Source organism: Paenibacillus sp. CAU 1782 (assembly GCF_054551715.1).
The window spans coordinates 125,302-139,768 of the sequence record NZ_JBTOLL010000005.1 but is presented as its reverse complement, the minus strand read 5'-3'; the positions used below and the strand labels follow the sequence as shown (position 1 = coordinate 139,768).

The following is a 14,467-nucleotide window of genomic DNA, read 5'->3' as shown; positions in this document are numbered from 1 at the left end:
GTGAAAGGTGAATTGATTCAAGGCAACCCCTAAACAAAAAGTTGATGCCGCTTACATATGGTTGATATCGCGCAAAGTCCCCGGTAGGTAAACTAATATAGGAGAAGGTCCGGGATTAGGGGAATGCCCAGGATTGCCAAATGCGCTTACAACGTGCGTGGCAGTCTCTTTTTTCGTGAAAAATCTGGAGGCGGGATGGTGGGGCGCGATGAAGAAACAAAGCTTTAATCCGTATTTGCCCAGTTATGAGTATATACCGGACGGGGAGCCGTATGTATTTGGCGACAGGCTGTATGTTTACGGCTCCCATGACCGTTTTAACGGCAAGCTTTTTTGCATGAACGATTACGTCTGCTGGTCCGCGCCCGTCGACGACCTTGGCGATTGGCGATACGAAGGCGTTATCTATCGAAAGAAACAGGACCCCCGAAACAAATGGGGGTTGTATCAAATGTTTGCGCCGGATGTCGCGAGAGGGGCGGACGGCAGATATTATTTATACTACACGGTATCGTTCAGCAGCGTCATGTCGGTAGCCGTTTGCGATACGCCAGCGGGGGAATACCAGTTCTACGGATATGTAAGCCGCCCGAACGGCGAGCTTCTCTGGGATAAAAGCGGGGACCCTATGCTGTTTGACCCCGGTATTTTCGTAGACGATGATGGCAGCGTTTATCTGTACTCCGGCTTTGCGCCCAAGAGAAGCGTACCGGCCTTTCTGACGGGTTGGAAGAGGCGTTCGGTCAAAGGAGGATACGTCATTCGGCTGGACTCCGATATGGTGACGGTTGTTGGAGAACCAAAGCTGCTTTTCCCTAAAGCCGGAGAAGCGGAGGGCACGGGGTTTCGGGGACATGAGTTTTTTGAAGCCAGCTCCATGCGGAAAATAGGGAATACATATTACTTCATCTATTCGTCGGTTAACGGACACGAGCTTTGCTACGCAACGAGCAGCAGTCCAACGGGCGGCTTCGCCTATGGCGGAACCCTTGTCAGTAACGGAGATTTGTATCTTGACGGGCGAAGCTCCGACCGGGACGCCCTGAATTATATCGGCAACAACCATGGCAGTATGGTCAGGGTTAGAAATCAATGGTATGTGTTCTATCATCGGCAAAGTAATCGGCATCACTACTCCAGGCAGGGACTTGCCGAAAAAATTACGATCCTGGAGGACGGCAGCATTCCCCAGGTTGAAATAACAAGCTGCGGCCTGAACGATGGTCCGCTGCGGGGAGAAGGCGAATATCCGTCGCATATCGCGTGCCATCTCATGTCGAGTAAAGGCGCAGGCAGGTACGGCGTCTATTTTGGCGGCGTCTTCTTCCGCAAGCATCCCTATTTTACTCAGAGCGGAAGGGATAGAGAGGACAATCCGGACCAGTTCATCGCCAATATGCGGGATGGCGCGGTTGCGGGGTATAAATATTTTTGGCTGGAAAATGTTAAAGAAGTCGCCGTTTGCGTACGCGGCAGCGCATCTGGAACGATGAAGATATGCCACGCTTTGGGGGAAGCTCCTTTTGCCGAAATACGTATTGGGCCAAGCGAAGGATTTATGTACTATAGAACAAAAGCTGTGTCAGGGGCTAAAACCGGCAAGCAGGGTATCTACTTTACGTTCAGCGGCTCCGGCAAGCTGGACTTCCGCTCATTTATTTTGGGATAGGGAGCGGGACCTTGGCCACCGTAATGTTGAAAGGTATGAAAGTTTGAAAGGTATGAAAGGTATGGGAATGTATGAAAGGTGTGATAGGTATGGAATGTATGAGAAGTTTGGCAATCGCAGCTCTCAACGGGACCCCCATACATCGCCAATCTCCATAAGGCATTGCCTCTTAATCGGAAAGATCGCCGAGCAAGTCTTTTTCACCGCGTTTTTTCCACTAAACTAAAAGTTACCCCCCTTAACTTTTGGTTGATTTAACTTAGGCATCTTATGCGTTAAACTTACAGTGCAATTGAAAACGCGCGCAAAACTTTTCATTGTAACGACATGAAAGCGATTCAAAGTCATTTTACTGGGGGAAAAGATATGGCAGGGAAAAAAGGAAAGAAGTTTAAAATCATAATAAGCTCGTTGCTGTCTCTCTTGCTGCTTCTTGGCGTGGGAACAAACATTGCTTTGGCTTATTATTCGGATGTCATCACGTCTTATTTCAGCAAAATCGACATTACGACTCCGGAAGCGAAGGATGCTCGCGCCAAGTCGATTCAGGTGTCCGAGCTGATTACGGACGAAGGGCTTGTCCTTCTTCAGAACAAAGAAAACATGCTGCCAATGACGGATAACAAAAAGGTTAACGTGTTTGGCTGGAGCTTTACTGCGCCTGTATACCTGGGATCGGGCTCCGGCGCGGCGGACGCGTCGACGGCTGTTACGCCAAAAGCGGGACTCGAAGCAGCTGGCTTTGAGGTCAACCAGCAATTGTACGATGATTACGTCGCAACCGGAATTGAAAGACCGGTATCCGGCATTGAAGGTTATGACTGGACGATTCCTGAGCCGGTAGCGGCTGATTTCTATACGGATGAAAGAATGAAGCAAGCAACCGAGTTTTCGGATACGGCTATTATTTTCATCGCTCGCGCAGGCGGCGAAGGCAAAGACTTGCCTACCGTATTGGACGGCAAAGATACGTATGATCCAAACGGCACGACTATGGGGCCAAGCGGCGAACGCTTCGGCAACGCGGACGACATGGATCCAAACAAGCATTACCTGGAGCTGAGCACTCGCGAGCTGGGCATGCTTGATGCGGTTACGAAAAATTTTGACAAAATTATTCTCATTGTAAACGCTTCGAATACATTCGAGCTGGATTGGGTAAATGATTACAATGGAATCAAAAGTATCGTAACGGTTGCAGGACCGGGACAAACCGGCTTTGCTTCCCTTGGCAAGGTGCTGGCGGGTGAGCTTAACCCGTCCGGCAGAACGGTTGACGTATTTGCAACCGACGTTCTTGACGCGCCAGCCGCCAAAAACTTTGGCGACTTCAGATACGTGCTGGATAACGGAGACGGCTCGTATTCGGTAGCTGCCGACAAAAACAACGTTGCGCTGACTTACGTCGATTATGTAGAAGGCATTTATGTCGGCTACCGTTATTATGAAACGGCTGCAGCAGAAGGCGCTATCAACTATGACGAGAAGGTTTCCTTCCCGTTTGGCTACGGCCTGAGCTACACGACGTTTAATCAAGAGGTTGTAGCGGATAGCCTGAATTGGAATGATTCGGAGATTACGGTAGACGTGAAAGTAACCAATACCGGCGCTGTGGACGGAAAAGAAGTCGTACAGCTTTATTATTCTGCTCCATACACGGGCAAAATCGAGAAATCTTCGATCGAGCTTGCGGCTTTTGCCAAAACAGGTCTGTTGAAGGCGGGAGAATCCGAAACGGTAACCCTCTCGTTTAAAGTAGAGGACATGTCGGCTTACGATTACACTGGCGCTTACAGCAGCACGGGTTCCTACGTGCTCGAGCCGGGCGAATACCAACTGCTTCTGATGAACAACTCGCATGACAAAATCGCAGACGTAGGCTCCAAAACGCTTGCGGAAGTTGTATACAACGAAACTGGACGTCCTAGCGACGAGCAGGTAGCCGTTAACCAGTTCGACGACCTTGTAACCGGTTTGGGAAGCATCGAAGCTTACCTTTCCCGTGCCAACGGTTTTGCGAACATGGATGTTTTGAACATCAGCAACAACTTTGAAGTAACAGACGCCGAAGGCGCAAAAGAACAAGTAAAAGGCAAGCTTGTTGATGCTGCATTTGTAGATTTCGTCAACAGCAAACGTTACGATATCCCTGCCGACGTGGAGCAAAACGCGCCAACAGTGGGCAAAGACAACGGCAAAAAGCTGAGCGATTATGTTGGCGTTGATTACAATGACGAGAGCTGGAACGAGCTGCTGGACCAACTGTCTCTTTCCGAATTGGTATCGATCGGCACGCTGGGCGGATACCGCACGCTGGAAGTGCAATCCGTTGGCAAACCGGCTACGGTGGACTATGACGGACCGGCGGGCATCAGCGCGCTTCTGTCCAAAGATCCAATGTCCGGCGTTGCATTCCCATCCGAGGTTATGCTTGCTCAGACCTGGAATATCGAACTTGCCACTGCAATGGGTGACGCGGTAGGCGCGGAAGCTGTTGCCTATGACGTAACCGGCTGGTACGCACCAGGCGTTAACATTCACCGCAGCGCTTTTGGCGGCAGAAACTTCGAGTATTATTCCGAAGACGCGCTTCTCTCCGGCAAATTCGCCGCAGAAGTGACGAAAGCTTACCAAAGCCATGGCGGATTCGCCTACATGAAGCATTTTGCGCTTAACGATCAGGAAATCAACCGGGTAAAAGGCGTTTTGACTTGGAGCAACGAGCAAGCGATCCGCGAGATCTACCTGAAAGGTTTTGAATATGCGGTAAAAGAAGGCGACGCGCACGGCGCTATGTCAAGCTTCAACAGCATCGGCAACACGTGGGCCGGAGCAAGCTCGGCATTGCTGAAGGAAGTGCTTCGCAACGAGTGGGGCTTTAAAGGAATCGTTAATACAGACTTCTTCATTAATGTTGCTTATCCGTACATGATCGCTGATTTGGCTTTCCGGGCGGGTAACGACATTCTTCTTACCGGCGTTGCGCCGTTTGGCGTGCCGGAAATCGACAGCAAGAGCATTGATACGCAGCTGGCGATGAGAGAAAATGCGCACAACGTGCTTTACACCGTGGCGAACAGCAACGGTATGGAGAACGGACTGAGCACGGACTTGCCGCAATGGGCAATCATCACCATTATTATCGACGTTATTGTAGCGCTGGGCATTATTGCCGGATTCTACTTCCTGTTCCGGAAACGCAAGCCGGCAGCCGGACAACCTGCTTAAAGCATAGGTTAGACGGGAAGACGCCTATCGAACTACGTATACTAAAAAACAGCGGCACTCCATCGGGGTGCCGCTATTTCCGCGAGTTCAGGACAAAAAGCGACCGTAACAATAGGGCGAAAATCGCCTTCCTAAAAGCGGGCAGAATGGATTTGGGATAAATGGTTGACAACGTTTACAAAACAGTTCTATAATTTATATGCAATTAATGAAACCCATTTCATAAATAGTGAAATCGCATTTTTTTACAGATTCACCGCTGCCTCGACCAACTATTGCGTTTTATAAAGAAAGGAAAGAGATGGATGACTCAAACGGTGGAGAAGATAAGAGATCTGGCGTTGACCAATCAATCGCGTCATGAGGCCTACATCAGCTACGATGCCAAAAGCTTTACGATTGGAGAAAAACGAGTATTTTTAAATATTGCCTCGATTCATTACTTCCGCATGCCAAGGCAGGAGTGGCGGGAAGTGCTGGTCAAGGCCAAGCTGGCGGGTATGAACTGCATCGATACTTATTTTGCATGGAATGTGCATGAGCCACAGGAAGGCCAGTGGAACTTCGAAGGCGACAACGACTGCGGCGCTTTCCTGGATCTTTGCGCAGAGCTGGGCCTGTGGGTCATTGCCCGTCCGGGTCCGTTCATTTGCGCGGAGTGGGACTTTGGCGGTTTTCCTTATTGGCTCAAGACGAAGGAAGACATCCAATTCCGCATAAACAACGAGGTATACCTGAACTACGTCAACCGCTATTTCGACCAGATTGCTTCGATTATTTCCGCGCGTCAGATTACAAAGGGCGGAAGCGTTATTCTGGTACAGGTTGAAAATGAATACGGCTATTTGGCGGATGACGCATCCGGCAAAATCTATATGAACAGCCTCCGCGATGGCCTGCTGGACCGGGGCATCGACGTTCCGCTTATTACATGCGAAGGAGGAGCGGAAGGAACTATCGAAGGCGCCAATTTCTGGTCCGGCGCTAACGGCCACTACGACAAGCTGATGCTTAAGCAGCCGGATGCGCCCAAGATCGTAACTGAATTCTGGACGGGCTGGTTCGAGCATTGGGGAGCGCCGTCTGCTACGCAGAAAACCCCGGAGCTGTACGAAAAAAGAATGATGGAAATTATCCGCGCCGGTTTTGACGGAATCAGCCACTACATGTTTTTTGGAGGCACAAACTTCAGCGGGTACGGCGGACGCACAGTAGGAAGCAGCGACATCTTTATGGTGACCTCCTACGATTATGACGCACCGCTTTCCGAATATGGAAGGGTAACGCCAAAATACCGGATGTCCAAAAAAATCTCGCTGTTTACGACAGCGTTGGGACAACTGCTGCTGGAATCTGAGCCGATCGAAAATGGCGAGGCGCGCGGCGGTTCCGGACTCCGCCTTCAAGGCAGGGAGTGGAACGGACAGAAGCTGTGGTTTGCGGAAAGCAGCAAGGAGGAGAAAGAAGGCTTCTCCATTACGCTGGCGAAGGGCCGCACGATTCCGGTTTCCATCAAACCCGGACAAATTGTTCCTATTATTGACCGGCTAAAAATCGGCTCCGGCCTTCAGTTGACTTGCGGCGGCTTCCTGATCGGAAACGATGTCATCGGAGGTGTCCGCACGCTTATTTTGTCCGGAGAAGACGGACAGCGCAGTTATATTCAATTTGAATCAATCCAAGCTATAGAGTACAGCAGCGACGGCATTGTGCTGGCGGAGAGCGGCGCTGAAGGGCGCAGTCTCACGCTGGATGTATTCCATTTCCAAACCCCGCAGCGGATTAAGATAACAAGCGGCGGCGAACAAGTGGAGGTCATCGTGCTGAACGGCCACATGTCAGATCGGGCCTGGAGAATCCAAGGCGAATCAATTGCCTGGGCGATTGGCTGGGATGATCTGGATTTGAACGCGGAAGGCGGAGTGGATGGCGTTCCGGGACGCCCCGATGGCGACAAGCTGCTACTGGGAGATTGGGACGGCAAAGAGTCCGGCACTCTTGGGGTTGAGCTTGGCGTGTATGAACGCGCGCCGATTCAGGCGCCGGTTCTGTCGGGCTGGAAGGTCAAAAACCTGAATCTGCAGGGACTGGAAGGCGGAGATAAATCACCGCAGCCGCTTGGATTTGCGGAGCTTGACCGGGAATTCGGCTACCTGATCTACAGCAGCGAAATCAACGTGCCGCAGGAGCAGGAAAGCACGCTTGTGTTCTCCGCGGTTCAAGACTCCACGCGGGTATACGTCAACGGCGTCGAGCAAGCCATGATTCGCCAGGTCGGAGCCGCATACGCAACAATCAGGCTGCCTCAAGGCAGCAGCAAGCTTCAATTGCTTGTTCAGCACATGGGAAGCCTTAACTTCTCCCCTTACCTGGGCGAGGAAAAAGGGATTTTTGGTCCCGTTTACCTGGATGGCGCAGCTCTCGATTTGAGAAGCGGCTGGTCTTGCAACGGAGAAAGCTTTGATCTCGACGAGGTTCAGAACGAAAGCTTCCAGGCTCCGCTTACGCGGACCTTCGAGCTTGCCGGGCATGAAGGCGCGATTCTGGTCGGAGCCATCGCCAGCGGCCTGAAAATCAACGGCAAGGAAGTACATCTGGAGGCATACCACAACTGGTTCGCATTCCATCATGTCGATATTTCCGATTATGTCATTGAAGGAACCAACCAGATTGAAATGCCAGGTTTCCGCACGCCGATGAATCGTCTCGACTTGCTGACCTTCAACAAGCAGAAGGAACTGAAAGGCTGGGCGGTTTCGCTGCTGGAGGAGCCTGAAGCGTCTCCGGTTGCGTTGGGAGACTCGGCCGAGGAGGCATCGCCATCCTGGTTTAGCACGACGTTTGACTTGCCGGCTATACCGAACTATGCGCATCCCAAGCTGAAGCTGCGGCTGACTGGCATGAGCAAAGGCTATATCTTGCTGAACGGACATGATTTGGGCCGTTACTGGCAGATCGGGCCGCAGGAGGATTACAAGCTTCCAATTGCATGGCTCAAGGAAAGCGGCAATGAACTGACATTGTTTGACGAGCAAGGCAAGAAGCCGTCAAATGCGCGTCTGTTGTTCGATGATCAGTCGGACTGGCGCTGGAGCGCTCTCTAACAAGGGATCGAACAGTTGCGACAGAGGGCAGGATCCCCGCTAATTGGCGGTCCTGCCCGTCATCTGCCTCTAAACAGCCTGTGTCACAACTTGGGTAATTTTGTTATAATGAGACGAGAATTGGTCGCAGGAAGGAAGCGTTAAGCTTGAAAGAGGTTACGATATATGATATTGCCAAGGAGGCCAAAGTATCGGTTGCAACTGTTTCGCGCGTGATCAACGATACCGCTCCGGTCAAGGGAAGTACCCGTGCCAAAATTGAAGAGCTAATCAGCAAGTACAACTTCCAGCCTAATGCCATGGCCAGAAGTCTGTTGAAAAAAGAAACCGGTATCATTGGCGTTATCGTGCCCGACTTGACCAACCCCTTTTTCCCGGAAGTTTTTGCGGGAGCCGAAGAGGAAGCCCAGTCGTCCGGGCATACCTTTCTTCTCAGTAATTCCATCGGCGACACCCGAAAAGAATCGGAATACCTCAGCATTATGCGCGAGAAGCGGGTAGACGGCATTATGTTTTTGGGCGGTCGCATAAACCTGAAGCAATGTGACGAGCGTCTGGTTCAGGAGCTCGTTCAGCATGCAAGCGTGATTCCGACTGTGCTTGTCAACGGCGAGTTGAAAAACTCCGGGTTGATCCGGGTTGCCACGGACGAATCGTTTGGAACGGCGTTGGCCGTGCGGCATCTGGCCCAATTGGGGCACAAGCATATCGGATTTATCGGCGGTGAGAACCACATGACAACCACCTCCATCAAGCTGCGAGCCTTCCGCAAGACCATGAAAGAGGAAGGACTTGAAGTTCGAGAGGAATGGCTTCTCCCGGATAGCTTCTCTATCGAATCCGGCAAGCATCAAATGTTGAAGTTGCTTGCCATGAAGGAAAAACCGACGGCCGTATTTTGCGTTAACGATTATACCGCGATCGGCGCGATCAAAGCGGCGACGGAGTCGGGGCTTTCCGTGCCAGAGGACATGTCGATTGTTGGATTTGACGATATTCCGCTGTCCCATCACTTTATTCCCGAGCTGACCACCGTATCCCAGAAGGCCCATGAATTGGGGCGTACGGCGATCAAAGTGCTGCAAGCCATGATGAATAAAGAGAAGGTCAAAAAACTGACCTCCCTGGAACCTCAGCTTGTTGTCAGACAGAGCACGGGAGCTCCTTCGCGTTCGTAAGCAAGCCGCGCCATCGGTTTTTATAATGACGGGTTTACGCTATTTTAATGAGCGTGGCCCATTTTTTTTGATGTCGCATTTTTGTTATTGACCAGCGGCAACAACGCGGGATATAATGAAATGGGTTTCATGAAAGCCCTTACAAACATAAGGGGAGGGTAGGCATAAATCAAGGTCTGGTGTACTTGACTACGTGTCCAATATTGATTAGGGGAGCGTGCTTGACAATGAAAGAGGTGAAAAAAAGAAACCGGCTTTACCCGTTCCGGCAGGTTCCGATAGCGGCGGCAGCCGTGCTATTGCCAGCAAGCACCAGCAGGTAATCATCCGCTTGGCGCAACAGCTTACCAGACATCGGCAGCAGCGAGGAATCGTCTGTGCCGACAGAGACGAAAAAAGTGGTGCTGGAAGTCAATTAGAGCGGATACCGTACAGTCTGGAATCCGGAATGTGCTTAGGAGAGAGCGGGATAAGAAGGGATGACTAAAGCTGTGTACAAAAGCCATCAGGCGCATGGAGGAAAATGGCAATCCATTTCCAGACTGATGGGGTTATGTTGAAAACGCAATCTTTAGGTTGAAAGCCCATTTTTTTATTGACCACGAGAGCGTAAGGAGATATAATGAAATGGGTTTCATGAAAACCTTTACACTCAGGGTGGCCAGATGAGTAAGCGCTCTTTTTCAGAGCAAGCGGTTTGAGACACCGTATCGTGTAACGGCTAGTGGAACAAGGTATATCCTACATTAATTAGGGGAGCGTGCTTAACGGTGAAAGAGATCAAAAAGAAGAAATCGACTTTGCTAGTTATGGTAACAGCCGTAGCCACAATTTTGTCTGCGTGCAGCGGCGGCAACAATGCGCCTAACACAACGGCCACCCAGTCGCCTGCGACGACAGAAGAAACTCCAGCTCAAACAGAAGCTGCCGAGGAACCGCTTGAGGTGAATTTGAATGGTCGTGAGATTCGTATCTCCAACTGGTGGGATGCAAGTCCGGTCGGCGACTCCGAGGCGGATGAGTTGGCTCGCGAGCGCATTAAAAATGTAGAAGAGAAATACAACGTAAAAATTACTTACGTGAATACAGAGTACTGGTCCACTTCCGAGAAGCTGTCCTCCTCGGTTCTGGCCAACGAGCCTTTTGCCGAAATCGTTAACTTGCCGGATGGCTTTATCTGGGGCTTGATGCAAGGCGGTTTCCTGACGCCTCTGAACGATTACTTTAAAAACTCCCGCGTAGACGAAGACGTCATCGATTCGATGCGCTTTGGCGGTCAAGAAGTATACGGTCTTGGAACATGGTTCAATCCAAATGACAGCGGCATGTTCTATAATAAACGCATTTTCAAAGAAGCCGGTCTGAAGGATCCTCAACAATTGCTGGAAGAGGACAACTGGAACTGGAACAGCATGCTTGACGCAGCGAAAAAACTGACAGTCGACAATAACGGCGACGGCAAAATGGATCAATACGGCCTTGCTGGCGCGCATTATGTCTTGTCCGAATTGCTGATCGCAAGCAACGGCGGCAAAATTTACGATGAAGCCACCAAGAAAGTAAATTTTGATTCTCCGGAGTCGATGGAAGCGCTTAATTTCTTGTATGGCCTTTACAACGAACATAAAGTTGTAAAAGCAAACGAAGGCAACGACTGGGAAGACCCGGCTAAGTATTTTGCTGAAGGCACAATCGCTATGTACCCAGGCGGCCTGTGGGAAATCGAAGGCCGTATCCTTGACAAGCTGAAGGACGAGTGGGGCTATGTTTACATGCCGAAGGGTCCTCAAGCTGCAAACTATTTCGATCCGCTCGGTCAAACTGCAGCTTACGTTATTCCTAAAGGCGTCCAAGACGCAGATGTAATCGTTAAGATTTGGGAAGAGCTGCAAGACTTCGACAACTGGAAAGAAAACCGCAGATTGTGGATGGAAAACGTATTGCCTGACGAAGCTTCCATTGCCAACGCCATGAATGATGATGGCAAAGTTCAGCGTTTGTTCGGCGGACGTTTCGGCGGTCTGGGCATTAAAGACCAACTTGACTCTGTTACCGAAAAATTCGTGAAGGGCGAAGTTACTCCTTCCACTGGCGTTGCTCAAGTTATCGGGCCTGCGCAAGCCGCAGCCGAAAAAGTACTGAGCGGCGAGCAAGACAAGGAATAGTAACGTTCGACTGAACCCCAAAGTGCGAGTTCAAAAAGTTTGCTCTGCTGATTATGCCGCTAGGCATGCTTTGTAATGGAAAGTGGACTTTTTGAACAACCTCTCAAAGCGGCAGCCAGCCGTTCCTCTGCCTGACGGAGGAACTGGCGGGCTGCCGTAAATCATCATAACTTCGCTAGCCTGGTAAAGGAGGGAATTGGGTGAAAATCGCATTATCCCGAATGACGATCGCCTGGACGGCAGTTATCGTCATGTTGGTCTCCATCTTGGTTTTCCCTATATCTCATTCCGGTGCGACCGGTAATCAAGACGCCGAGGTTCAACCATCCGATTTGGTGGACGTCGAGACGATTTCCGGACAATCCTCGGAAAACAATTACGAATTTTATTTGCAGCAGTACAAAGACGAGGATCGGCCTCGAGAGGAAATCGTAATCAATGGTGCTGATTACGTGGACGCCGAAGAGATGAGCCCGGAGATCATTACCGAGCTTGGCGGCGAAACGGGGAAATTCGTCAGGACTGAGGAAAGCGGCTCCATCAGTTGGGAGCTGGAAGTGCCCAAAACCGGAATGTACCATATCATGGTCCGTTATTTCCCGATCGAGGGAAAAAGCTCCGCTATCGAGCGGGAGTTGCTGATTGACGGAAAACTTCCGTTCAGCAGCGCGCGCAATCTGTCTTTCCATCGCGTATGGGTTAATCAGAACGATGAGATCGAGCAGGATAACCGCGGCAACGACCTGCGTCCTCGCCAAGTAGAGTCTCCGATCTGGCAAGAGACGCTGCTGAGAGACACGGAAGGCTATTATGAGGAGCCTTATCTCTTTTATTTGCCGGCCGGAAAACATACATTGACCATGGTATCTTCCAGAGAGCCAATGGCCATCGATTATCTCAAAGTGCATCAATACGAAGCTCCGGCAAGCTACGACGAAGTCAAGAAAGAATACGAAGCTAACGGCTATGCGGAAACAAGCGGCCATCTGATTAAAGTTCAAGGGGAAGACGCTGTTTACAAATCATCGCCTACCCTGTATCCAACGACGGATCGTTCTAGCCCGTCGACTGAACCGTATGACGTTTCCAAGATCAGAATGAATACGATTGGGGGCAACAACTGGCGGGTGCCGGGCCAATGGATCGCATGGGAAATGGATGTACCGGAGGACGGACTGTACAGAATTGCCATCAAGGGCAGACAAGAATTGCTGAGGGGCATTTATTCTACGCGCTCATTACGAATTGACGGTGAAATTCCGTTTCAGGAAATGATGCAAATTCCGTTTTATTATGACTCGGATTGGCAAATGAACGTGCTTGGCAGCAAGGAAGAGCCTTATTTGTTCTACCTAACCAAAGGGAAGCACGAGCTGAAGATGGAGGTTAGTCTGGGAGCTATCGCGCCTCTTATCCGTCAAGTGGAAGCAAGCGTGCTTGAAATCAACGCCATGTATCGAAAAATCTTGATGATTACCGGCAATGTGCCAGACCCCTACCGGGATTATCAATTAGATAAACAGATTCCTGATATGTCTACCGTATTCAAAGAGCAAAGCGACATCCTGTACGCAGTTTCTGAAGAATTGGTTCGGCTGACAGGAGAAAAAAGCGACAAAACCGCTGTACTGAACAAAACGGCATATCAATTGGCCGATTTGGCGGCCAAGCCGGAAACGGTGCAGAAGCGGTTGTCCCAATTCAAAACAAACGTCGGCAGCGTAGGCTCCTGGATTCTTGAGGTGCGCGAGCAGCCGTTGGAAATCGACTATTTGATGCTTGCATCAACGGATGTGGAGCTTCCAAAAGCAAATTCTTCGGCTTTAAGGAAAATCGGCCATGAGATTTCTTCGTTCTTCCATTCGTTCTTCGAGGATTACGATACGATCGGCAGTACCGAAGAAAATGATCAATCCGTTACCGTGTGGATCGGAACGGGTCGCGACCAAGCCCAAGTGCTGAAAGCGATGATCGACGATACGTTTACGCCGCTGACGGGCATTAGCGTCAACCTGAAGCTGGTTAATGCCGACGTTCTCTTGCGTGCATCGTTAGCCGGCGAAGGACCGGATGTTGCGATGCAGGTCGGCAACGATGTACCAGTCAACTTCGGAATGCGGCAAGCCGCTGAGGATTTGTCCCAGTATCCGGGCTATGACGAAGTCATCAAGCAATTCCGGGACAGCGCGCTTGTTCCATATCGTTACGAAGATAAGGTCTTTGCGCTTCCTGAGCAGCAAATTTTCAACATGTTATTTTACCGGAAGGACATTCTGGAGCAGCTGAATCTGGAACCGCCTCAAACATGGGATGACGTGTACGCCATGGTTCCCGTATTGCAGAAGCATAACATGGACTTTGCATTGCCGTTGGCTCAAACAACCGGCGTTCCGGTGCTAGAGGTTAACCGCGCTTATGCGATGCTGCTTTATCAGATGGACGGTTCCTTCTATTTGAACAACGGCGCAAAAAGCGGAATGGATACGGAAACCGGTCTTGCGGCGTTTAAGTCATGGACCAACTTCTATACCAGCTACAAGCTGCCGCTAATCTTCGATTTCCCGATGCGTTTCAGAACGGGTGAAATGCCAGTAGGCATTCAAGATTATACGTTCTACAACTATTTGTCGGTTTCCGCCCCCGAAATCAAGGGATTGTGGGAATTCGTTCCGGTTCCGGGAATGGAACAGGCCGACGGCACGATTCGCCGTGATGTAGCAAGCGGCGGGACGGCAACCATCATGCTCAAGGAGGCCAAAAACAAGGACGCGTCTTGGGAGTTTATGAAGTGGTGGGTTAGCAAAGACGCGCAGGTTCGTTTTGGCCGCGAGATGGAAGGTTTGATGGGCGCTGCCGCCCGTTACCCAACCGCCAATATCGAGGCGCTGAAGGAATTGCCTTGGCCAACGCGCGACTACCGCAGCTTGGAAGAGCAGTGGGAATGGGTGCAGGGAGTTCCGGAGGTTCCGGGCGGTTACTTCACGGGACGCCATCTGGACAATGCGCTTCGCGAGGTTGTGAACAACGGTACCAACTCTACCGACGCCCTGTACGATTACGTTCAGGAAATCGATTACGAAATCGAACAAAAACGAAAAGAGTTTAATTTGGACTGAAGGCACT

7 protein-coding genes are annotated in these 14,467 nt (G+C 50.6%); 6 read left to right on the top strand and 1 reads right to left on the bottom strand.

Going from position 1 to position 14,467, the window contains the following annotated elements:
- The first annotated feature begins 175 nt into the window (after positions 1-175).
- The 4 genes from ACX93W_RS14155 to ACX93W_RS14140 all read left to right on the top strand — a co-directional run bounded on the left by ACX93W_RS14155 (position 176) and on the right by ACX93W_RS14140 (position 9,179).
- Positions 176-1,669, top strand: a complete 1,494-nt coding sequence (locus ACX93W_RS14155) for a family 43 glycosylhydrolase (protein WP_459393029.1) — start codon at positions 176-178, stop codon at positions 1,667-1,669.
- A 366-nt stretch (positions 1,670-2,035) separates the two neighbouring features.
- Positions 2,036-4,897, top strand: coding sequence for a glycoside hydrolase family 3 N-terminal domain-containing protein (locus ACX93W_RS14150; RefSeq protein ID WP_459393028.1), 2,862 nt, complete (start codon positions 2,036-2,038; stop codon positions 4,895-4,897).
- A 317-nt stretch (positions 4,898-5,214) separates the two neighbouring features.
- A complete protein-coding gene (locus ACX93W_RS14145) occupies positions 5,215-8,001 on the top strand; it encodes a beta-galactosidase (RefSeq protein ID WP_459393027.1) in 2,787 nt (928 codons plus the stop codon).
- A 146-nt stretch (positions 8,002-8,147) separates the two neighbouring features.
- Positions 8,148-9,179: a LacI family DNA-binding transcriptional regulator gene (locus ACX93W_RS14140; protein WP_459393026.1), complete on the top strand. Its 1,032-nt coding sequence runs from the start codon at positions 8,148-8,150 to the stop codon at positions 9,177-9,179.
- Positions 9,180-9,435: 256 nt separating this feature from the next.
- Here ACX93W_RS14140 and ACX93W_RS14135 read toward each other — a convergent pair whose 3' ends face one another.
- On the bottom strand, positions 9,436-9,594 hold the full coding sequence (locus ACX93W_RS14135) for a hypothetical protein (RefSeq protein WP_459393025.1): 159 nt from the start codon (positions 9,592-9,594) through the stop codon (positions 9,436-9,438).
- Between the two features lie 355 nt (positions 9,595-9,949).
- Between ACX93W_RS14135 and ACX93W_RS14130 the strand changes: the two genes are divergently transcribed.
- Complete coding sequence (locus ACX93W_RS14130; RefSeq protein WP_459393024.1) at positions 9,950-11,344, top strand: ABC transporter substrate-binding protein; 1,395 nt, start codon at positions 9,950-9,952, stop codon at positions 11,342-11,344.
- Positions 11,345-11,565: 221 nt separating this feature from the next.
- Complete coding sequence (locus ACX93W_RS14125; protein WP_459393160.1) at positions 11,566-14,460, top strand: extracellular solute-binding protein; 2,895 nt, start codon at positions 11,566-11,568, stop codon at positions 14,458-14,460.
- Positions 14,461-14,467 lie beyond the last annotated feature (7 nt).

What these genes read in the sequence shown, in the direction of transcription:
- ACX93W_RS14125 (WP_459393160.1), top strand. Translation starts at nt 11,566, where the DNA reads ATGACGATCGCCTGGACGGCAGTTATCGTCATGTTGGTCTCCATCTTG.
- ACX93W_RS14150 (WP_459393028.1), top strand. Translation starts at nt 2,036, where the DNA reads ATGGCAGGGAAAAAAGGAAAGAAGTTTAAAATCATAATAAGCTCGTTG.